Raw genomic sequence first — 21,860 nt, 5'->3', positions numbered from 1 at the left:
ACTACCGAACATGGCTGACCCGAAGGGTTTCCTGACCGCCGGGCGGGAGCTCCCGCAGCGCCGCCCCGTGGACGTCCGGATCAAGTCCTGGTCCGAGGTGTACGAGGAGTTCGCCCGGCCCAAGGTCGAGCGGCAGGCGAGCCGCTGCATGGACTGCGGCATCCCGTTCTGCCACCAGGGCTGCCCGCTCGGCAACCTCATCCCCGAGTGGAACGACCTGGTCTACCGCGGCGACTGGCAGGACGCCATCGAGCGGCTGCACGCCACCAACAACTTCCCCGAGTTCACCGGCCGGCTCTGCCCGGCCCCGTGCGAGAGCGCCTGCGTCCTCGGCATCAACCAGGACCCGGTGACGATCAAGCGGGTCGAGGTCGAGATCATCGACCGGGCGTGGGCCGAGGGCTGGGTGCGCCCGCAGCCCCCGACCGTCCGGACCGGGAAGAAGGTCGCGGTCGTCGGCTCCGGCCCCGCCGGGCTCGCCGCCGCGCAGCAGCTCACCCGCGCCGGGCACGACGTCACCGTCTACGAGCGCGCCGACCGCGTCGGCGGCCTGCTCCGCTACGGCATCCCCGAGTTCAAGATGGAGAAGCGGCACCTCGACCGGCGCGTCGAGCAGATGCGCGCCGAGGGCACCTCCTTCCGGACCTCGGTGAACGCCGGGGTGGACGTCACGGGCGACGAGCTGCGCGAGCGCTACGACGCGGTGCTCCTCGCGGGCGGCGCGACCGCGTGGCGGGACCTGCCCGTCCCCGGCCGCGACCTGAACGGCGTCCACCAGGCGATGGAGTACCTGCCGCCGGCGAACAAGGTGCAGGAGGGCGACCTCCCCGAGTCGCCGATCTCCGCCAAGGGCAAGCACGTCGTCGTCATCGGCGGTGGCGACACCGGCGCGGACTGCATCGGCACCGCCCTCCGGCAGGGCGCGGCGTCGGTCACCCAGCTGGAGATCATGCCGATGCCGCCCGCCACGCGGCCCGGCCACCAGCCCTGGCCGACCCACCCGATGCTGTTCAAGATGGAGAGCGCGCACGAGGAGCTCCGCGACGCCGGCGGCGAGCGGCTCTACGCGATCAACACCGTCGAGTTCCTCGGGGACGCGGACGGGAACCTGCGGGCGCTGAAGGTCGTCGGCGTCGAAGGCCCGGAGACCGGGTTCAAGCCGGTCCCCGGCACCGAGCGGGAGATCCCGGCGCAGCTGGTCACCCTCGCGATGGGCTTCCTCGGCCCCGAGCGGGACGGGCTGCTCGCGCAGCTCGGCGTGGACCTCGACCAGCGCGGCAACGTCGCCCGTAACGCCGACTACGCCACCAGCGTCGACAAGGTCTTCGCCGCCGGCGACATGGGCCGCGGCCAGTCCCTCATCGTCTGGGCCATCGCCGAGGGCCGCGCCGCCGCGCACGGGGTCGACAAGTACCTCGCCGGCCAGACCGACCTCCCCTACCCCATCCCCCCCACCGCCCGCCCACTCACCTAACCCCACCACCCAACCGAACGCTCACCCGACCGCCCGCCCGAAGGATCGCTCACCCGACCGCCCACCCGAGCGATCGCTCACCTGACCGTCTGCCCGAGCGATCGCTCACCTGACCGTCTGCCCGAGCGATCGCTCGCCAGACCAGGCGAGCAATCGCCTGGTCGAGCGCTCGCCCGATCGGGTGATCGATTGAGTGTCTGGGTGGACGATCGTCCGGCTGCTCGTTCGATCGTCTGGCTGCCCGTCCGGTCATTTGACCGGGCGGGCAGTCGTGTGGTCGAAGGAACTTTTGTGCGATGGCCCGATCGCGTGATTAAGCGATCGCCTGATCGGGTGAACGATCGCCTGGTCGAGCGATCGTCTGGTCGGGCGCGCGCTTGTCTGGTCGGGTGATCGAGTGAGTGTCTGGGTGGACGAGCGTCCGGCTGCTCGTTCGATCGTCTGGCTGCCCGTCCGGTCATCTGGCCGGGCGGGCAGTCGTGTGGTCGAAGGAACTTTTGTGCGATGGCCCGATCGCGTGATTAAGCGATCGCCTGATCGGGTGAACGATCGCCTGGTCGAGCGATCGTCTGGTCGGGCGCGCGCTTGTCTGGTCGGGTGATCGAGTGAGTGTCTGGGTGGACGAGCGTCCGGCTGCTCGTTCGATCGTCTGGCTGCCCGTCCGGTCATCTGAGCGGGCGGGTAGTCGTTCGGTCGAACGAACTTTTGCGCGACGGTGCGATCGCGTGATCAAGCGAACTGATCGCTTGTGCGGACGGCCCGTTCGATCCATTTGATCGGACGGGTCGTCCGGGCGCCCGGGCGCCCGGGGGCGCTTTGCGGGCTTGCGTGGGTGCGGGTGGCCGGTGTGGTTCCGGGCAAGGGAGGTTGGCCCGGGTGTGGTTCCGGACGGAGGAGGTTGGCCCGGTGTGGGTTCGGGCGGGGGAGGTTGGCCCGGTGTGGGTTCGGGCGGGGGAGGTTGGTCCGGTGTGGGTTCGGGCGGGGGAGGTTGGTCCGGTGTGGGTTCGGGCGGGGAGGTTGGCCGGGTGTGGACAGCGGGGGCGGCGCGGGTGGTGCCCGGATCGTGGTGGGGTGCGTCGTTCGGGTGGTTGTCCGTAATGCGGGTGGACGGCGGGTTGCGGCGCGGCGGCTGAGTAAACGTTCCGGGGCGTCCGAGAGGTCCCTGGACGGACCCTGATCATCGCCTGAACACTGCCTGACAGGCGCGAACGCCGCGTTTCAGAGGGAAAACGGGGGCGTGGGGGGCGGGCGCGCGGGCCACTGGAACCGCGTTGTCCAAGGTTAGCGGCAGGTGAAAAAGCGGATATCGAGCATCGGGTCGGACTTTTTTACCGTTCTCCTGTCCTATAGTTGATCAGCCGCCCGGGGTATTAACGGCCTGTTGCCATCGCTTGGCCGTGGTATGGCCTCCCCGCGGGGTGGCGGCTTGAAGCGAACCGCGGGTCCCTGCGTGGGCCCGCGACACGGGGGTTTGCGCGAACGATGGGTCCTCATAGCACGGTCACGCTGCTCCTGGCGGTGTTCCTGGCCGTCCTGGCCTTCGCCGGCTGCATGGCCGTCTGGAACCGGATACCGGGACCGGGCGCGCTCCGGCATATCGGCCGGGCCGGAATGATCGTGTGCTGCCAGATCACCGCGCTCGCCCTGGTCGGGCTGCTGATCAACAACGCCCGCGGGTTCTACGGCACCTGGGCCGAGGTGTCGGCCGACTTCCTCGGCACCAGCTTCGACGACGGCGGCGGGATGCAGAGCACCGTCGGCGGCGGGGGCGGCGGCAAGGGCGCGGGGATGGTCGGCCGCGGCCCGCTCACCCAGAAGCACTTCAAGGTCGACACGGGCCGCAAGAGCATGGAGGCCAAGTTCACCGGCCCCGCCTCGCACGTCACCGGCCGCGTCGTGATCTACCTCCCGCCCGGCTACAAGCAGGACGCGACCGCGACCTACCCGGTCGTCCAGCTGTTCGGCGGCACCCCCGGCGAGCCCACCACCTGGTACGGCGACCTGAACGTCGGCAACCAGCTCGACCGCATGATCAGGGACGGCAAGTCCAAGCCGTTCATCCTGGTCTCGGCGTCGATCAACGTCGCCGGCGGGAAGCCGAACGAGTGCACCGACATCCCCGGCCAGGTCCCCGTCGCGACCTGGCTGACCAGGGACGTCCGCGACTTCATGTACCAGAACTTCCGCGTGAAGACCGACGCCGCGTCCTGGGCGACCATGGGCTACTCCGAGGGCGCCTACTGCGCAGTCAAGTTCCCGCTCCAGCACCCGAACCTGTACAAGGCGGGCGTCGGCATCGCCGGGACGTACGAGTCGACCAACCCGTCCATCCTGCACAACCCGAAGCTGCTCAAGGCGAACGCGCCGTACGAGCTGCTCGCCAAGTCCCCGGCCGTGAAGATGCTGCTGACCACAGGCGGCAAGGACCCCGAGGCCCCGCCCGCCGAGATCGACAAGTTCCTCGGGCACGTCCGGCCCCCGACCGAGGCGACCAAGTACACCACCAAGCTGGGCGAACACGGCACCGTCGTGTGGCGCAACATGCTCCCCTTCATCTTCGGATGGCTCAACAAGCAGGTCTCCTGACACCCCTCCTGACACGGCCGCCCCTTGTGCCGCGGCCCGTATTCGGATAATTTCCGGGCGCCGGACCGGTGTCGCCAGGACCCCGCGACCGCCCGCCCCGCGTCACCGTCCCGGACGCCGCGGCCACGGCACCCGTCCCGCCCCGCCCGGGACCGAGGGCCCGGCCACCCACCGCTGGGGTGGCCGGGCCCACCCCGGCCCTCTCCGCCGCGATGGCATCCCGCAGTCGATGCAGGTCAGTCGCCCGCTTGTCCGAGTGCGGGCGTCCAGCGGGTCGGTTCCTGCCTGGCTGTGTGCGGGCGTCCAGCGGGTCAGTGGATGGACTGGCCGCGTGTGGGCGTTCATCGGGGCGGGAACCGCGGAATGTCGGAGGGGCGCACTAAAGTCGCGGGGCATGAACGTCAACGAGGTGTTCGGGGAACTGTTCGGCCGCATCCCGCCGCTCGTCCGCGGCGCGGTGGCGGGGCTCGACCCGGCCGCGCTGGCGACCGCGCCCGAGCCGGGAGCGAACACGGTCGGCTGGCTGGTGTGGCACCTGACCCGCGTCCAGGACGCCCATCTCGCCGAGATCCTCGACGACGAGCAGATCTGGCGGAGCGGAGGCTTCGCGGACCGCTTCGACCTGCCGTCCGACCCCGGCTACACGGGTTACGGTCACACTCCGGACGAGGTCGCCGAGGTGCAGCCGACGGCCGAGCTGCTCATCGAGTACTACGACGCCGTCCACGCCCGCACCGAGGAGTTCCTCGCCGATCTGGTCCCGGACGACCTCGACCGGATCGTCGACAAGCGTTGGAACCCTCCGGTCACCCTCGGCGTCCGGCTCGTGAGCGTCGCCGACGACAGCCTCCAGCACGCCGGGCAGGCCGCCTACGTGCGCGGCGTCCTGCAGCGCCGCTGACACCCCCCGACGGAGAGGAAGCGCCGATGACCGTTGAGTTCCTGGGCCTGCGGACCGTGATCTACCCGGCTCCCGACCTGGACGCCGCCAAGAGGTGGTGGAACGGCGTGCTCGGCTTCGAACCCTACTTCGACCAGCCGTTCTACGTCGGCTACGAGGTAGCCGGGTACGAGCTGGCCCTCGACCCCGACGGCGACCCGAAGGACGGCCCGATCGTCTACTGGGGCGTCGAGGACGCCGCCGACGCCGAAGCGCGCCTCCTCGCGGCGGGCGGGGAGTCCCACACGGCATGCCACGAGGTCGGCGGCGGCATCGAGGTCGCGGTCGTCCGCAACCCCACGGGCGAACTGGTCGGCGTGATCCGCAACCCGCACTTCAAACTCCCGTGACACCGACCAGCGCGGAGTCCGGCCAGCGCAGCGCAGTACCGGCCATGGAACTCTCCGACCAGCGCAGAGGTGCACGTGTCCTCAAGCCCTCCCATCCGCGCAGTGGCGCACGTGCCCTGAAACCCTCCGACCTGCGCCGTGGGGCACGTGCCCTGAAACCCTCCGGCCAGCGCAGTGGGGTGCGTGCCCTGAAACCCTCCGATCAACGCAGTGGGGTACGTGCGCTGAAACCGTCCGACCAGCGCAGTGGGGTGCGTGCCCTGAAACCGTCCGGCCAGCGCAGAGGAGTGTGGTCATGAAGCCCGCCGAGGTCACCGCGCACTGCCTCGGGCTCGCCGAAGCCACCGAGGACTTCCCGTTCGGCGACCAGCCCGCCGTCTACCGCGTCGGCGGGAAGATCTTCGCGCTGCTCCGCGAGGGCGGCGACCGTCCTGCGGTCTCCCTGAAGCTCCCGCCGGACGAGGTCGCCGCCCTGCGTGCCGAGCACCCCGACACCGTCCTGCCCGGCTACCACCTCAACAAGCGCCACTGGGTCACCGTCCTCCTGGACGGCGAGTTCGACGCGGAGACGGTACGCGAACTGATCGGCGAGGCCTACGACGTCGTGGTCGCGTCCCTCCCGCGCCGCCTCCGCCCCACCCCCACCACCTGAGCCCGCCTCACCGCCGAATCTCAGACCGCCAGGCTTCGGTCCGCCAGGGCTCGGTCCGCCGAATCTCGGTTCGCCAGGGCTTGGTCCGCCGAATCTCGGTTCGCCAAGGCTCGGTCCGCCAGGGCTCGGGCTGACCAGGGCTCGGGCTGGCGAGGCTTGGGCCGACCAGGGCTCAGGGTGCCAAGCTTCGGGGCGCCGGGCCTCCGGACGCCGAGCTTCGGGCCGCCGGGGCTCAGCCACCAGGGCTCGGATCGTCAAGCGCCCGGCCACCAGGGCCCGCCGCCAAGGCTCGGGTCGGCCAGGGGCCGGGCAGTCTGTGGGGACGGTCAGGGGGTTGGGGCGAAGGTTATGGATTGGGGGGCGGCGTTGATGGGTTTGGTGCCGGTGCCGCCGACGATGGTGGCCGTGACGCGGTTGGACGCGGTGTCGATGACCGTGACGCTGCCGGAGAAGATGTTGCCGACCCACGCCTCGCGGCCGTCCGGGGTGATGGCGACCGGGGCGGGCAGCCTGCCGGCCTTGATCTGCGCGGTGACCTTGCGGGACGCGAGGTCCAGGACGGCGACGTAGCCCGCGTTCATGCGGGTCACGTAGGCCCTGCGGCCGTCCGGCGTGATCGCCGCGCCCCAGGGCTGGTCCGGGGTGGGGATCTTCGCGGTGACCTTGCCGGACGCGGCGTTGACGAGCCAGGTGTCGCCGGCGCGCGGGTTGGTGACCAGGAGGGTCCGGCCGTCCGGGGTGACGGCGACACCTTGGGCGCCGGACGGGTCGGGGATCTTCCGGACGACCGCGGCCGTGGCCGTGTCGATGACGCCGACACCGCCCGCGTAGGAGACGTACGCGCGGCGCCCGTCGCGGGAGAAGGCGATCTGGCGCGGCGCGGTGCCGACCTTGATCGTCTTGGTGACGCGGTCGGCGGCGGTGTCGATGACCTTCACCTCGTCCGAGCCGCCCGCGCCGGTGTCGCCGCCGGTGACCGCCGCGTACACCGCGCGTCCGCCCGGCGCGACCGCCACCGCCTGCGGGTACGGCCCCACGAAGATCTTCTTCACCGCGCCGGACGCCGCGTCCACGGCCGCCACGTCGTACTGGCCGGTATCGGCGACGTAGACCTTCCGGCCGTCCGGCGTCACCGCCACGCCGCGCGCCGCGTCCGTCCGGATCCTCGTCGCGACGATCAGGTGCGTCGCGACGTCCACCTGCGCGATCCGGCCCTGCGCGGACAGCGCCACGAACCCCTGCGGCGACCCGGACCGCGTGCGGACCATGCCCGGCGCGGGCGTCCACGCGTTCGGGTTCGGCGCGGCGTTCGGCGGACGCGGCGGCGGGGGCGTCGACCCGCCCGTCAGGCCCAGCGCGCCCGCCGTAGGCCAGGCCGCGGCCGCCGCGGCCGCCGCGACGGCCAGCGCGGCCGCCGCGAGCCCCGCCCGCCGGGTGATCTTGACCGGCATCTGCTGCCTCCTTCGAAGTCGTCCGGCGGGTTCAGCGCCGCGGCCTGGGACGCGACCCGTGCCGCTGGTGCGGCGGGCTCTGCGCGCCGCCCGGGAACGCCGGCGCGGGCAGGTGCGCGACCTCGTCCACGGCCCGGCGCAGCTCCTTCTTGGTGTCGGGCAGCCGCGGCGGGCGGGCGCGCGGCGGCACGCCGAGCGCCGTGGTCAGGTCGCCGAAGGCCCTGCGCCGCCACGATGTCAGGTTCGGCACCCGGACGCCCGTCAGCCGCTCTAGCAGCCGCAGCGTCGAGGTGTGGTCGAACGGCTCGGACGCCACCCAGCCGCCCTGCGTCCACGGTGATACCAGCAGGCACGGCACCCGGAACCCGCCGCCGACCGGCTGCCCGCCGACGAACTCGCCTTTCGTCCCCGCCGGGGGAGTGGGCGGCGGGACGTGGTCGAAAAGCCCGTCGTTCTCGTCGTAGTTCAGAATGAACAGCGTCTTCTTCCAGACCTCCGGATTGGACGCGATCGCATCGATCTGGCTCGCGACGAAATCCGCGCCCGCAGCCGGGGTGTAATCCGGATGCTCCGACTGGTAGCTCGTCGGGATGATCCACGACACCGTCGGAAGCTTGTCGTGCTTGGCATCATAGGCGAACTGGCCCGCGTCATAAGTGCGAAGGCCGTTCTTATAGAGCGGGGATTTCTCGGACGCATCCTGGAACGACTTGAAATACTCCAGGACGTTGCAACCGTAATTGTCGGTCTGCTGGTACACCTTCCACGACACACCGGAATGCGTCAGCGCCTCCGGGTACGTCTTCCACGTGTACGGCGCCGGATCCACGTTCGAGGTCACCGGACCGCCGTGCCCGCCGTCCGCGTCGATCGACGCCGACATCAGGTACAGCCGGTTCGGCCACGTCGGGCCGAGCACCGAGCAGTGGTACCGGTCGCACACCGTGAACTGCTCGGCCAGCGCCCAGTGGAACGGGATGTCCTCGCGCGTGTAATAACCCATCACGTACGGGTAGTTCGCGCCGTCCGCGGTCCTGGCCGAATGCGCGATCAGCCACCGGTCCATCTTCCCCTGGTTCCAGGAGTCGTGCTGGACCTGCCACGCATGACTCGTGGACGGGATCGCCTGAGCATTCGTCCGCCGCGAATCCAGATGGAACGGCAGCAGGTACCCGGCGGGATTGTTCGGATCCGGTTGGTAGAACACCGGCTTGCCGTCCGGCAGTTTCGGCGCGTGCGGATCCGAGAATCCCCGCACGCCCGGCATCACCCCGAAGTAGTGGTCGAAACTCCGGTTCTCCTGCATCAGGATCACGACGTGCTTGATATCGCGCAGCCTGCCGTTGCGGGCCGGCCCGGCCGTCTCGGCCATGGCCTTTCGCACGTTGGGCGGCAGCACCTCGGCCGCGAACGCCGCGGCCGCGACCGCTCCCGCCGCCCCCAGCAACCGCCGCCGGCTCAGCCCCGCATCCGGATCCGTCTCCGGCATTCCGGCTCCCGTCTCTCTCCGATCGTGGGAAATGCCGGAACGAACCTGCCGCAACACCGGTAACGCGCGTAACGGTGCCAGGTGAGCATGTTCCTAACCCAGCGTTCAAGATCATATACAGGGGCGGAAAGGCGCAGCTCAGCCGCCCTGTGGGAACGCTCCAGAGAAGCGGCCGATACCGGACGTCAACCCCGCGCACCCCATCCGCGTCGTCCAATCACCGGTGCTTCCGGACCGCACGCAGGCGCCTCTGGACGGCCCCTGACCGGCCGCTTCTGAGCAGGCCATGGCGCGGAGGCGTCTGGCCGGGCTTGATGGCGCGACGGCGGTCGGGTCAGTCGGAGCGTCCCAGCAGGACGCCCAGGGGGACGCCTGCCAGCTCGCGCACCTCATGCGACATGTGCGCCTGGTCCGCGTAGCCCGCGTCCAGCGCGGTCTCGGCGAGGGGCGCGCCCGCTCGTGCCGCGCGCAGCGCCTGCTGGAACCGGAGGACGCGCTGCAACACCTTCGGCCCGTATCCGAACGACGCCAGCGCCCGCCGCCGCAATTGCCGCTCGCCCAGCCCCACCGCATCTGCCACGTCCCGTACGGACGCCCCGGACGCGAGCCCGGCCACCACCGGACCCACGATCGGATCATGAGGCTCCGCCGTCCGAACCCGCTCTTCAACGGCTGCGACCAGCAATTTCGCCGCCCCGGCCAACTCGACCGCCTCAACTGGCCCTGACGGCGAACCTGGATGCCGAAGCGTTCGCCCTGATGGCGAATCGGAGGTCGTATCCAGGCCGGTCGGGACAGTGAGCCGGTCGTGGAGGCGCGCAGCGCTAGGGCCCCACAGGTCGGTGAGAGGGATGCGCGCGTTGCGGAGGGCGTCAGCCGGGACGCCAAGGGCGGATGCCGCCCGTCCTGGAGCGAAACGGACGCCCACCAGCGCCGCACCGGGCTCCAGAGGCGTCGGCATCGGGCCGGTGTCCGGGCCCGCCACCATGATCTCCGCGTCAGCCGGCCACCAGATCAGGTCTACGCAGCCGTCCGGCACCACCAGCTGGACGAACCGCTCCGCATCACCCGGAACCGTCTGGAACCACCAGCAGGTCAGGCCCAGACCGGCCGGGACGGCCATCTCCCGGTATCCCACACCCGCGCCCCTTGAATAACCCGCCCTGACCAGGGCAGGGCCTCCAAGGTAACCAGACCAGGACGGAGGGGGCACATCATGAGCACCACCCTGAAGGACAAGACGATCGCGTTCCTCGTGGCGCCCGAAGGCGTCGAGCAGGTCGAGCTCACCGAGCCATGGAACGCCGTGGAGCAGGCGGGTGGCACCCCGCGCCTCGTCTCCACCAAGTCCGGGCGCGTCCAGGCGTTCAACCACCTCGACAAGGCCGACACCTTCGCCGTCGACACCACGGTCGACGTCTCAAGCCCGGACGAGTTCGACGGCCTCGTCCTGCCCGGCGGCGTCGCCAACCCGGACTTCCTGCGGACCGTCCCGAAGGCCGTCGCCTTCGCCCGCGGGTTCTTCGATGCGGGCAAGCCCGTCGCCTCGATCTGCCACGCGCCCTGGACCCTCGTCGAGGCCGACGTCGTCCGCGGCCGCACCCTCACGTCCTGGCCCAGCCTCCGCACCGACCTCGCCAACGCCGGGGCGACCTGGGTGGACGAGGAGGTCCACATCTGCGACTCGGGCCCGAACCGCCTGGTCAGCAGCCGCAAACCGGACGACCTCAAGGCCTTCTGCCAGGCCGCCGTCGAGGCCTTCAGCGGCTGACCCACGCCCGGCGGCCCGAGCCCCGCCGGAGGGCGGCCCGAGCCCCGCGCCCGGCGGCTGGAGCCCCGCGCCCGGCGGCCGGAGCCCCGCGCCCGGCGGCCGGAGCCCCGCGCCCGGCGGCCCGAGCCCCGCCGGAGGCGGCCCACCCGAGCGGGGGAGTGCAGTGGTCCAGACCAATGGGCTGGACCACTGGATGAACCTTGGAGGTCGATGAGCTGCCCAAATACCGATACCGGCAGGTAACTCGATACCGTTGTGCTACGTGACCCGTCGAGCGAAGATCATCAGCACCATCGGCCCCGCCGTCTCCAGCCCGGAGCGGATCGACGCCCTCGTCGAGGCCGGCGTCGACGTCGCCCGGCTCAACATGAGCCACGGCGACCACGCCGTCCACGAGGAGGTCTACCACCGCATCCGCGCCTCCGCCGAACGCCTCGGCCGCGCGGTCGGCGTGCTCGCCGACCTCCAGGGCCCCAAGATCCGCATCGGCCGGTTCCCGGACGGCCCGGTCCGGCTCACGCTCGGCGACACCTTCGTCATCACCACCGAGGACGTCCCCGGCACCCGCCGCGAGGTGTCCACCACCTACCAGGGCCTCCCCGGCGACGTCTCGCCCGGTGACACCGTCCTCATCGACGACGGCCGCGTCGCCCTCCGCGTCACCGCCGTCGACGGCCCCAGCGTCACCACCGAGGTCACCGTCGGCGGCATGGTCTCCGACAACAAGGGCCTCAACCTCCCCGGCGTCCCCGTCAGCGTCCCCGCCCTCACCGCGAAGGACGAGAAGGACCTGCGCTGGGCCCTGCACCTCGGCGTCGACATGGTCGCGCTCTCCTTCGTCCGCACCCCGGAGGACGCCGAGACCTGCTACAAGATCATGGACGAGGAGGGCATCCGCGTCCCCCTCATCGGCAAGATCGAGAAGCCGCAGGCCGTCCGGAACCTCAAGGAGATCGTCGCCGCCTTCGACGGCATCATGGTCGCCCGCGGCGACCTCGGCGTCGAGCTGCCCCTCGAAGAGGTCCCGATCGTCCAGAAGCGCGCCATCGAGCTCTGCCGCGACAAGGCCCGCCCGGTCATCGTCGCCACCCAGATGCTCGAATCCATGATCAGCGCGCCCCGCCCCACCCGCGCCGAGACCAGCGACGTCGCCAACGCCGTCTTCGAGGGCGCCGACGCCGTCATGCTCTCCGGCGAGACCAGCGTCGGCCAGTACCCCATCGAGGCCGTCCGCACCATGAGCCGCATCGTGCAGACCGCCGAGGAGGCCAGCCTGCACGCCACCCACACCCTCGACCGCATGCCCGAGACCGTCGGCGGCGCCATCGCCCGCGCCGCCGCCGAGGTCGGCGCCACCGTCGACGCCAAGGCCCTGGTCGCCTTCACCATGTCCGGCGAGACCGCCCGCCGCCTCTCCCGCTACCGCTCGCCCATCCCGCTGCTCGCCTTCACCTCCGTCCCCGCCGTCCGCGGGCGCCTCGCCCACGTCTGGGGCGTCGAGACCTTCATCGTCCCGTTCGCCGACCACACCGACGAGATGGTCCGCCAGGTCGAGCAAGGACTCCTCGAATCCGGACGCTGCCAGAAGGGCGACCGCGTCGTCATCGTCGCCGGCTCCCCGCCCGGCACCCCCGGCTCCACCAACGCCCTCCGCGTCCACCGCATCGGCGACGCCATCGCCCACCTCAACGACTGACCCAGGACGCCGTCCCCACGGGCCCGCGCCCGACCCCGCACCGGCCGGGACACGCACGGAGGCCGAACCCCGCCTCCACCCGCGTCCCGGCCGCCACCCGCCGCGAACCAACCGCCCCCGCAGCGCCGAAACCGAACCGGCCGACCGCGTCCGTCGCGCGAACCGCCACCTTGCCGTCGCGCGAGTGGCCGCCTCACACTCGTTCGACCGCCTCGGGCTCCGCGGACGGCGCCTGACCGCCCGCACGTTGATCGCTCAGCAGTAGGGCCATGGCCACCAGCAGTCCCGCTGCCGTCAGGCCCGCCGCCACCGGATACAGCCCGCGCGCGTCGCTGCCCGCGTCGATGACCCGGCCGCCGAGCCAGCCCGCGAACGCCGCCGCCACCTGGAAAGCCGACGCGTTCACCGCCACCGCCAGCACCGGAGCCGTCCGCGCGGACGTCACCACCCGCGTCTGCATCCCCGGGACGACCGCGAAGGCCAGCGCCCCCAGGACGAACACCAGCACCCCCGCCGACACCCGGTTCCCGCCCGCGAACCAGCCCGCGCCCAACACGACCGCCAGCACCGCGAGCAGCCCCGCCACCGACGGCATCAGCGCGCGGTCGGCCAGCCATCCGCCCCCGAAGTTCCCCAGTACCGCCCCCGCCCCGTACACCAGCAGCAGCACCGGAACCGCACCCGACGCGAACCCCGCCACGTCCGTCATCAACGGCGCGATGAAGCTGAACACCATCACCACGCCGACATTGCCCAGCACCGTCATCCCGATCGCCGCCAGGACGCCCCGGTCCGCGAACGCCCGCAGACCCGCCCCCGCCGACACCCCGTCCAGCGCCGCACCACCACCCGGGACGGCCCGGACCACCAGCGGCAGCGCCACCAGCACGAGAACCGCCACCGCCCCGAACGACGCACGCCACCCGACCGCGTGACCCACCAGCGTCCCCAGCGGCGTCCCGAGAACCATCCCGAGGTTCATCCCGACCGTCAGCCGCGCGACCGCCCGCGCCTGCCCGCCCTCCGGCGCCAGTCCCACCGCGGTCGTGATCGCCACCGCGAAGAACGTCGCGACCACCAGCCCCGCAGCGAACCGTCCGACCAGCAGCGACGCGTAGCCCGGCGCCACCGCCGACCACGCGTTCGCCACCACCGCCACCGCCACCAGACCCGCCACCAGCGCCCTTCGCGGCACCCGCGCCGTCAGGACGGTCACCACCGGCCCGCCGACGATCATCCCCACCGCGTACGCCGTCACCAGCAGCCCCGCCGCCGGCACCGACACTCCGAGGCTCCCCGCCACGTCCGGCAGGATCCCCGCCACCACGAACTCGCCCGTCGTCAACCCGAAGACGACGAGCATCAAGGACCAGAGCAGCATGCGGCGCCACGCTCCAATTAGTTATGGTTCGAATGATTCGAGTCATAACTATCACAGCTCGAAGCACCTGACTACACTCGTCCCATGCACCGGCCCGCCTCCGACACCCGCCTCGACAGCGACATCTGCAAGCTCGCCCACCGCCTCACCCAGCGCCTCGACGCCCACGCCCGCGCCGCCGCCGACGACCTCGACCTCACCCCCGCCCAGGTCATCGCCCTCCGCGAGCTCACCGAACCCATCACCGCCCGCGAACTCGCCCACCGCATGGTCTGCGAACCCCCCAACGCCACCTTCGTCATCGACCGCCTCGAAAAGCAGGGCCTCATCGAACGCCGCCCCCACCCCACCGACCGCCGCGCCAAGCAGATCGTCCTCACCGGAACCGGCCACCAGCGCCGCGCCGAGGTCCTAGACCGCCTCGCCGCCCACACCCCCCTGACCGCCCTCACCCCCGACCAGCAGGACACCCTCCGCACCCTCCTCCAAACCCTCGTCCCCTGACCCACCCCAAGCCGCACCCCGAGCGCTCCCAGTCCCGCACAACTCAGCCCACCCCTCAGCGCCCACTCCTCAGCCCGTGGCGCCCACCACCCGCACCCCGGACGACATCCCAGAGGCCGCCCAACCCGCCACGCCCGCCCAGGACGCGCGCGGCCCCGACGTCCCAGACCGATCAGCCCAGCATCCAGAGCCCGTCCGGCCTGGCAAAGGCCGCCCGCCCGGCACGCCCGGTCCGGACGCGCAACTCAGCAGCCGCGCGTCTCAGCGCGCGCAGTTCACCGGCCGCACCCGCGGAGCGCATGCCGGAGGACACCCAACTCGGCGCGCCCGCCCCGACGCGCGACCCGGCGCTCACCTCCCAGACCGATCAGCCCCAGCAGCCGCGGCCCCCGGCTGGCGTGCCGCAGCCCGCCCGCCCGGGGCGCACCCGTTCAGGGCGCCCGACGCAGAAGCCACGCGTCTCAGCGCGTCCAGTCGACCGGCCGTGTCCTCGAAGGGCGTGCCGGGGACACCCAACCTGGCGCGCCCGCCCAGGACGCGCGCCCCCGGGCCCGCCCGCCCCAGACCGATCAGCCCAGCGGCCGCAGCCCCCGGCCAGCGCGCCAAAGGGCTGTGCGCGCCGGAGCGCACGTTCAGGGCGCGCGACTCAGTAGCTACGTGTCTCAGTGTGTGCAGTCGACCGGCCGTGTCCCCGGAGGGCATGCCGGGGACACCCAACCTGGCGCGCCCGCCCAGGACGCGCGCCCCGGCACATCCCAGACTGATCAGCCCAGCGCCAGAGCCCCGTCCCGTAGGCCAAAGGCCGTCCGGCCAGCGCGCCCGGTCCGGACGCGCGACTCAGCAGCCGCGCGTCTCGGTGCGCGCGGTTCACCGGCCGGGCCCGCGGAGCGCATGCCGGAGGACGCCCGCCCCGACGCGCCCGCCCCGACGCGCGACCCGGCGCTCACCTCCCAGACCGGTCAGCCCCCAACAGCCGCAGCCCTTGGCCGGCGTGCCGCAGGCTGCCCACCCCGGCGCGCCCATTCAGGACGCGCGTCCCGACCAGGCCCCAGACCGATCAGCCCAGCAGCCGCAGCCCCCGGCCGACGTGCCAAAGGCTGCCCCCCGCCCGTTCAATGTGCGCGACTCAGTAGCCACGCGTCCCAGACCGCGCAGCCCACCGGCCGTGTCACCGGAGGGCATGCCGAAGGGCGCGCGCCCGGCGTGCCCACTTAGGGCACGCGTCTCAGCGCCCACGTCCCCGGACTCGTTGGTCCAGCGCTCGCAGTCCGGTCGGCATGCCCAGGCCGTTCGCCCGGCACGCGCGTTCAGGGCGCCCGACTCGACAGCTGCGCGTCTCAGTGCGTGCGGTCCACCGGCCGTGTCCCCGGAGGGCTGGTCAGCGAACACACGACTCGGCGTGCCCGCTCAGGACGCACGGCTCGGCGCCCCGTCCCCGGGCCTGTCGGTCCCAAAACCGCAGCCCCCGCTGGCATGCCAGAGGCCGCCAGCACGGCCCGCATGCTCAGGACGTGCGACTCAGCAGCCACTTCTCAGCGAGTGCGGTTCAGCGGACGCGTCCCCATGACATGCCAGAGGGCGTGCGGTCTGGCGCGCACGTTCAGGGCGTGCGAATTGGCGGCTACGTCTCTGCGCGTGCAGTCCAGCGGCCGCGTCGCCGAGGACGTGACCTCGGACAGCTCCGGACGGGGTGACCTTGGCGAGGTGGTCTGGGATGGCGTGACGTCAGTACTTGGGTCCCACGAAGTCGTCCAGCCGCGCCACCGCTTCCGCCTTCGCGACTGAGATGTTCCGCTCGTTGTTCTGCTTCCACTCGATGCCGAGGGCATCGAGCGCGTCCGTGTAGAGCTTGCGGATGTCGTCGGACGCATTGGTGAAGAAATAGCGCGGGTACTCGTAGTGCCGGTCTCCGTCCTTTCCTGGGCGCCGGACGCGGTTGAGGCTGCGGCAGCCATCCGAATGCACGAGCCCTCGCACGAATCCTTCAAGGTGCCCGTTGACGACGGCCTCCTGCCAGGTGGCGAGTTCGATGCTCCGGGTGTGCTTGGGCCCAGGCCCGTGCTGCGGGAAGAGACAGGGCCAGTGCTTCGACTGGCTGTGCACCTCGATCGCTCCCCGGCGCTCTCGGCGATGGACTTTCGACAACGGCATGGTCGTGCTCATGGCCGTCACCGCGGCTTCGACGAGGCCCGGCCAGGACGCCGTGCAGCTGATGGTAAGGCGGTAGCAGCCTTTCGTGGTGGCCACGATGTGGCCGTCGCCGAGGTAGAGGCCCAGGAGGTAGGCGTACGCGGGCTGGGGGAGCGGACGCTGGAAACAGCGCGGGCAGTCCTGCTTGATGCGTCCGTCATGGGCGCCGGCGGCCGCCGGATCAGGGGCCCGTCGCCTCGTCCCATAGCGCCATTTGCGGACGGCGCCCGCCGAAACACCGCAGAGTTCGGCAACGGCGCGGTCGGAGAACCCCTCCCGCTGCAGATCGAGTGCCTTGTCGATGATCTCCCGTTGATACATGGGACAAGTGTCACGCAGGGGTACGACAAAAATGCCGCCCGTAGTGGGCGGCGTTTTGTTCATGTCATTTCCCTATTTGTGCCCCGAGTGGGATTCGAACCCACACTTGATGTGGTTTGAGCACATTTCCTCTGCCATTGGGATATCGGGGCATATTTTGGACATCTGGCGCTATGTCCGGTTCGGTGTCCTAGGGAGAGGGGTCACGGGGACCAGGGTAGCGGACGCCGGTAGGCTCGTGCGCGTGACGGAGAGCGCTCGGCGAGTTGTGATCGCAGAAGATGAGGCCCTGATCCGGCTGGACCTCAAGGAGATGCTTCAGGAGGACGGCTACGAGGTCGTCGGCGAGGCGGGGGACGGTGAGGCCGCGGTGCGGCTCGCCGTCGAGCTGAAGCCCGACCTGGTGATTCTCGACGTCAAGATGCCGGTACTGGACGGGATCAGCGCGGCCGAGCGGATCTCGGCGGAGCGGGTCGCGCCCGTGGTGATGCTGACCGCGTTCTCGCAGGCCGAGCTGGTGCAGCGGGCGACCGAGGCCGGTGCGATGGCCTACCTGGTCAAGCCGTTCACCAAGACGGACCTGCGGCCCGCGATCGAGGTCGCGGTGAGCCGGTACACCGAGCTGCGCGCGCTGGAGGCCGAGGTCGCCGGGCTGGCGGACCGGCTGGAGACCCGCAAGGTGGTGGACCGCGCGAAGGGGCTCCTGCAGGCGGCCCACGGCTGGACGGAGCCGGAGGCGTTCCGCTGGATCCAGAAGACCTCCATGGACCGGCGCCTCACGATGCGCGCCGTGGCCGAGGCCGTCATCGCGGGCGCCGGTGGCGCCGCCGGCCCGGAGGACGAGCCCGCCGCCGACTGATCCGTCCCAGCCCGGCGGTCGGTTGATCCAACTCGGTCCACCGTCGGCCGATCCGGCCTGGCTCACTGTCGGCTGATCTGGCCCAGTCGGCCGGTCGGCTGATTCGCGTCAGCCTGCCGCGGCCTGACCTGCGCCGACCCGCTGCCGACCGATTCGCGCCCGCCCGCCATCGGCTGATTCGCGTCAGCCCATCGCCGGGCCTGGCCTGTGCCGTCCGTCCCAGTGGGTCGGCCTCGGGCTGACGTCGGGTGGTCTGTTCTCGTCCGCCGCGCGGCGAGGCCTGCGCTGCGCGTTGCCTGGTTCGTCCTGTCCTGCCGAATGATCCGTCCCGCTCCCGTGTGGGCTGTGCCGTGCTCGGGGATGCTGCGCTGTCGCGTGGCGTCCTGTTGGGGCCGCGTGGGGGCGGGGTGTGCTCAACGGCGCGTCGCGAGGTTAAGGGGGGTTGACCTGCGGGGGCGTGGGGTTGGCGGGGAACGGGCCGGACGGGCGGTCCGGGCGGGGTTTCGGCGGGGGTGCTACGGGTGTCGTTCGGTGACGCCGGTGCGTGGTCGGAGCGATCACGGAACGTGATTCGCGCTGTATATCGGGGCGTGCGGGGAGGGCACGGGGGAGTAACGAACGAGTAACCCTTCTGCCCGGGGGGCCTGTTTCGTCGGCTCTGCTCGGTGTACGACATACCTGGTCCCCGAGTGACCGATATCTCCTCCCAGGGTCTCGGACGCGTCGGGGCATGACTCGTACCCGATCCCTCCCCGGATCCGGATGGAAAGGTTGGGCACCTTGCGGCGCAACATGATGAGGGTCACCGGTGCTGTGGCGGTGAGCGCGGTGCTGGCGCTCGGTGCCGGCGCGTGCAGCAGCAGCAAGAAGTCGGGCGGTGGCGACGAGGTCACGATCGGGTTCATGGGTGACCTGACCGGTGAGAACTCGGGCCTGGTGATTCCGCCCAAGCAGGGCGCGCAGCTCGCGATCGAGCAGTACAACGCGACGAACCCGAAGGTCAAGATCAAGTTCAAGACCTACGACTCGCAGGGCAAGCCCGAGCAGGCGACCACGCTGGCGCAGGGCGCGATCAAGAACGACAAGATCGTGGGCCTGATCGGCCCGGCGTTCTCCGGCGAGTCGCAGTCGGTGAACCCGATCCTGAACGAGGCGAAGATCCCGTCGGTCACGCCGTCGGCGACGAACATCACGCTGGCGACCAAGGGCTGGAGCTTCTGGCACCGGGTGGTCGCGAACGACACCGTGCAGAGCGCGGGCGCGGGCACGTTCATCGCGGACACGCTGAAGGCCAAGAAGGTCTTCACGGTGGACGACAACCAGGACTACGGCAAGGGCCTGGCGAGCGGCATCAAGGCCGCGGTGACCGGCAAGGGCGCGCAGGTCCAGAGCGACTCGGTGGACGACAAGGCCACCGACTACTCGTCCACGGTGAACAAGATCAACCAGTTCAAGCCGGACGCGGTGTACTTCGGCGGCTACTACTCGGTCGCGGGCCGGCTGTTCAAGCAGCTGCGCGAGACCGGGTACAAGGGCAAGCTGATGTCCGGTGACGGTTCGGTGGCGGCCGGTCTGATCGAGGCCGAGGGCCAGCAGAACGCGCAGGGGACGTTCCTTTCCTGCGGCTGCCTGATCGACCCCGAGGGCAAGTCGAACGACACGGCGAAGAAGTTCGCGGCCGACTACAAGACCAAGTTCGGCGCGGACGTCGCGATCTACTCGACCGAGGGCTACGACGCCGCGACGGCGTTCATCAAGGCCATCTCGGCGGGCAAGACGACGGCCGAGGACATCAACTCCTTCCTGAAGACCGAGAGCTTCGCGGGCGTCGGCAAGGAGATCAAGTTCGACGACAAGGGCGAGCTGGCGGCGCACGACATCTTCATCTACGAGGTGGCGAGCAACAAGATCGGGCTGCTCGGCAAGGCCGGCGAGGCCAAGCCCACGAGCTGAGGCTTCCGCCTCTCCGGCTCCGGCCTCTCGTAGGAGGGGCGCCTTGACGGTGCGGGGGCGGGAGCGCCACAAGCGCTCCCGCCCCTTTTGACAAGGGCGACTCAGGTGCACTTCTCAGACTTCATTCATCAATTCTGGCCGTCGACGATCGACGGCCTGTCACTCGGCGCGGTGTACGCGCTGGTGGCGCTCGGGTACACGATGGTGTACGGCGTCCTGCGGCTGATCAACTTCGCGCACGCCGACATCTTCATGGTCGGGACGTTCGCGGCGATGTGGACGGTCAAGACCATGGGGGTGTCGAACCTGGGCGGGTTCGCCCTGGTGGGCGCGATCCTGCTGTCGGCGGTCGTGGCGGGCGCGGTGTCGGGCGGCGGGGCGGTGGTGCTGGAGCTGCTGGCGTACCGCCCGCTGCGGAAACGGGGGGCGTCGCGGCTCGCGGCGCTGATCTCCGCGATCGGCGCGTCCATCGTGATCGAGCAGCTGTTCGCGACGATCGTGGTGCCGCGGGTGTTCGATCTGCCGAAGGAGAAGGGCAAGATCGCGCAGGCGTACCACTTCGTGCACCGGACGGATCTGATCGACCTCGGTCCGATCAAGATCAGTAACGACCGTGTCATCATCTTCGTCGGGGCGATCCTGATCATGGTGGCGCTGGACCAGTTCGTGAACCGCACGAGGCTGGGCCGCGGGATCCGCGCGACCGCGCAGGACCCGGAGAGCGCCGTGCTGATGGGCGTGGACATCGACCGCGTGGTGACGGCGACGTTCCTGGTCGGCGGTGTGATGGCGGGCGCGGCGGCGGCGCTGTACTACGCGCGGTTCGAGGAGGCCTGGTACTTCGCGGGCTTCCTGCTCGGCATCAAGGCGTTCACGGCGGCGGTGCTCGGCGGTATCGGCAACATCCGCGGGGCCCTGGTGGGCGGTATAGCGCTGGGCGTCTTCGAGTCGTACGGTTCGAGCCTGTTCGGGTCGCAATGGAAGGACGTCGTGGCGTTCTCGGTGCTGATCCTCGTTCTGATGTTCCGTCCCACCGGCATCCTCGGTGAGTCCCTCCAGCAGGCGCGCGCATGAGCGGGGGCAACGGAACGGGACGCGCGGGCTTCTCGCTGGACCCGCTGCGGGACCGCTGGGCGGCCGCTCCGGGCTGGGCCCGCTGGGTGGTGTACCTGCTGCTGGTCGCCGGGGCCCTGCTGCTGCCGAGCCAGGCGATCGGGTCGTTCATGGCGCCGTCGGACACCGACTGGCCGACGATGCTGAGCGACGAGATCGGCATCTACGTGCTGCTGGCCATCGGCCTGAACGTCGTGGTCGGCATGGCGGGCCTGCTGGACCTGGGGTACGTGGCCTTCTACGCGGTGGGCGGCTACACGATCGCGATCTTCGCGACGAAGTACCACTGGAGCTTCTGGGAGACGCTGGTCCTGTCGATCCTGTTCGCCGCGCTGGCGGGCGTCCTGCTGGGCGCGCCGACGCTGCGGCTGCGGGGCGACTACCTGGCGATCGTGACGCTGGGCTTCGGTGAGATCGTCCGCAAGACCGCGCAGAACATGAACTACGTGAACGGCCCGCGCGGCGTGCAGGGCATCCCGCACCCGCCGTCGCTGACCGAGTGGACGATCCCGGGCCTGGAGGTGCAGCCGTTCAAGTACGGGCTGCTGGACTCGCGGCCCTACTACTACCTGCTGGTCTTCTTCATCGTGATCGCGATCATCTTCGTGAAGCGGCTGGAGCGGTCCCGGGTGGGGCGGGCGTGGGCGTCGATCCGCGAGGACGAGGACGCGGCGGAGCTGATGGGCGTCCCGACGTTCAAGTTCAAGCTCGCGGCGTTCGCGATCGGTGCCGCGATCGGCGGCTCCGGCGGCGTGGTGTTCGCGGCGAAGCAGACCTCGATCAACCCGGACAACTTCCAGTTCATGGTGTCGGCGCTGATCCTGGCGGCGGTCGTGCTGGGCGGTTCGGGGAACATCCCGGGCGTGGTGCTGGGCGCGTTCGTGCTGTCCTGGCTGCCGGAGCGGTTCCGGTTCCTGGCCGACTACCGGATGCTGATCTTCGGTCTCGCGCTGGTCGTGATGATGATCTTCCGTCCGGAGGGGCTGTGGCCGTCCCGGCAGCGGAAGGCGGAGTTCGCCGAGGGTGAGGGCGGCATGGGCTCGCTCGCCGGTCCCGGCGCGGCGGCCACGGAGGTGACCAAGTGAGCGACCAGGCGACGGCGGAGACGGTGACCGAGCGGAAGCCGGTGC

General features: G+C 70.8%; 17 protein-coding genes and 1 tRNA gene. 12 read left to right on the top strand and 6 right to left on the bottom strand.

What is annotated here, in order from left to right; genetic code table 11:
* The first annotated feature begins 10 nt into the window (after positions 1-10).
* The 5 genes from FHU30_RS17510 to FHU30_RS17490 all read left to right on the top strand — a co-directional run bounded on the left by FHU30_RS17510 (position 11) and on the right by FHU30_RS17490 (position 6,002).
* The gene (locus FHU30_RS17510) at positions 11-1,474 is read left to right on the top strand and encodes a glutamate synthase subunit beta (protein WP_253877022.1); all 1,464 of its coding nucleotides are present in this window, start codon (positions 11-13) and stop codon (positions 1,472-1,474) included.
* Positions 1,475-2,956: 1,482 nt separating this feature from the next.
* Complete coding sequence (locus FHU30_RS17505) at positions 2,957-4,060, top strand: alpha/beta hydrolase (protein ID WP_253877021.1); 1,104 nt, start codon at positions 2,957-2,959, stop codon at positions 4,058-4,060.
* Positions 4,061-4,454: 394 nt separating this feature from the next.
* Positions 4,455-4,961, top strand: coding sequence for a mycothiol transferase (locus FHU30_RS17500; RefSeq protein WP_253877020.1), 507 nt, complete (start codon positions 4,455-4,457; stop codon positions 4,959-4,961).
* Positions 4,962-4,987: 26 nt separating this feature from the next.
* Positions 4,988-5,350 carry a VOC family protein gene (locus FHU30_RS17495; protein WP_253877019.1) on the top strand — a complete coding sequence of 121 codons (363 nt, stop codon included), beginning with the start codon at positions 4,988-4,990 and terminating at the stop codon, positions 5,348-5,350.
* Positions 5,351-5,645: 295 nt separating this feature from the next.
* Positions 5,646-6,002 (top strand): MmcQ/YjbR family DNA-binding protein, encoded by a 357-nt coding sequence (locus tag FHU30_RS17490; RefSeq protein WP_253877017.1) that lies wholly within the window; start codon positions 5,646-5,648, stop codon positions 6,000-6,002.
* Positions 6,003-6,328: 326 nt separating this feature from the next.
* Here the strand turns inward: FHU30_RS17490 and FHU30_RS17485 are convergent, their stop codons facing one another.
* The 3 genes from FHU30_RS17485 to FHU30_RS47905 all read right to left on the bottom strand — a co-directional run bounded on the left by FHU30_RS17485 (position 6,329) and on the right by FHU30_RS47905 (position 10,065).
* The gene (locus FHU30_RS17485; protein WP_253877015.1) at positions 6,329-7,453 is read right to left on the bottom strand and encodes a YncE family protein; all 1,125 of its coding nucleotides are present in this window, start codon (positions 7,451-7,453) and stop codon (positions 6,329-6,331) included.
* A gap of 31 nt (positions 7,454-7,484) precedes the next feature.
* Positions 7,485-8,942 carry an alkaline phosphatase family protein gene (locus FHU30_RS17480; protein WP_253877013.1) on the bottom strand — a complete coding sequence of 486 codons (1,458 nt, stop codon included), beginning with the start codon at positions 8,940-8,942 and terminating at the stop codon, positions 7,485-7,487.
* 334 nt (positions 8,943-9,276) lie between these two features.
* Positions 9,277-10,065: a DUF6597 domain-containing transcriptional factor gene (locus FHU30_RS47905; protein WP_504928364.1), complete on the bottom strand. Its 789-nt coding sequence runs from the start codon at positions 10,063-10,065 to the stop codon at positions 9,277-9,279.
* A 93-nt stretch (positions 10,066-10,158) separates the two neighbouring features.
* On the opposite strand from FHU30_RS47905, the gene FHU30_RS17470 reads away from it, so the two are divergent.
* Positions 10,159-10,713 carry a type 1 glutamine amidotransferase domain-containing protein gene (locus FHU30_RS17470; protein ID WP_253877009.1) on the top strand — a complete coding sequence of 185 codons (555 nt, stop codon included), beginning with the start codon at positions 10,159-10,161 and terminating at the stop codon, positions 10,711-10,713.
* Positions 10,714-10,975: 262 nt separating this feature from the next.
* Complete coding sequence (gene pyk, locus FHU30_RS17465) at positions 10,976-12,409, top strand: pyruvate kinase (protein WP_253877007.1); 1,434 nt, start codon at positions 10,976-10,978, stop codon at positions 12,407-12,409.
* Between the two features lie 193 nt (positions 12,410-12,602).
* Here the strand turns inward: pyk and FHU30_RS17460 are convergent, their stop codons facing one another.
* Entirely contained in the window at positions 12,603-13,790 is a 1,188-nt protein-coding gene (locus tag FHU30_RS17460) for an MFS transporter (protein WP_253877005.1), read from the bottom strand.
* An 84-nt stretch (positions 13,791-13,874) separates the two neighbouring features.
* Here FHU30_RS17460 and FHU30_RS17455 point away from each other — a divergent pair, with 84 nt between their 5' ends.
* The gene (locus FHU30_RS17455; RefSeq protein WP_253877003.1) at positions 13,875-14,294 is read left to right on the top strand and encodes a MarR family winged helix-turn-helix transcriptional regulator; all 420 of its coding nucleotides are present in this window, start codon (positions 13,875-13,877) and stop codon (positions 14,292-14,294) included.
* Positions 14,295-16,019: 1,725 nt separating this feature from the next.
* Here the strand turns inward: FHU30_RS17455 and FHU30_RS17450 are convergent.
* Positions 16,020-16,868 (bottom strand): helix-turn-helix domain-containing protein, encoded by an 849-nt coding sequence (locus FHU30_RS17450; protein WP_253877001.1) that lies wholly within the window; start codon positions 16,866-16,868, stop codon positions 16,020-16,022.
* Positions 16,869-16,884: 16 nt separating this feature from the next.
* A tRNA-Leu gene (locus tag FHU30_RS17445) sits at positions 16,885-16,957 on the bottom strand.
* Between the two features lie 86 nt (positions 16,958-17,043).
* On the opposite strand from FHU30_RS17445, the gene FHU30_RS17440 reads away from it, so the two are divergent.
* From FHU30_RS17440 to FHU30_RS17425, 4 genes are all read left to right on the top strand, one after another.
* Positions 17,044-17,664 carry an ANTAR domain-containing response regulator gene (locus FHU30_RS17440; protein WP_253877000.1) on the top strand — a complete coding sequence of 207 codons (621 nt, stop codon included), beginning with the start codon at positions 17,044-17,046 and terminating at the stop codon, positions 17,662-17,664.
* A 780-nt stretch (positions 17,665-18,444) separates the two neighbouring features.
* Positions 18,445-19,617 (top strand): branched-chain amino acid ABC transporter substrate-binding protein, encoded by a 1,173-nt coding sequence (locus FHU30_RS17435; RefSeq protein ID WP_253876998.1) that lies wholly within the window; start codon positions 18,445-18,447, stop codon positions 19,615-19,617.
* A 105-nt stretch (positions 19,618-19,722) separates the two neighbouring features.
* The gene (locus tag FHU30_RS17430; RefSeq protein ID WP_253876996.1) at positions 19,723-20,691 is read left to right on the top strand and encodes a branched-chain amino acid ABC transporter permease; all 969 of its coding nucleotides are present in this window, start codon (positions 19,723-19,725) and stop codon (positions 20,689-20,691) included.
* Positions 20,688-21,815 carry a branched-chain amino acid ABC transporter permease gene (locus FHU30_RS17425; protein WP_253876994.1) on the top strand — a complete coding sequence of 376 codons (1,128 nt, stop codon included), beginning with the start codon at positions 20,688-20,690 and terminating at the stop codon, positions 21,813-21,815. The genes FHU30_RS17430 and FHU30_RS17425 overlap by 4 nt, the downstream gene beginning before the upstream one ends.
* The last annotated feature ends 45 nt before the right edge of the window (positions 21,816-21,860 follow it).

Origin of the sequence: Actinomadura rupiterrae (assembly GCF_024172125.1) — a bacterium.
Taxonomy (GTDB): Bacteria; Actinomycetota; Actinomycetes; order Streptosporangiales; family Streptosporangiaceae; genus Spirillospora; species Spirillospora rupiterrae.
Note: the sequence above shows the minus strand (reverse complement) of the source record. Positions and strands in the feature narration are given on the sequence as shown.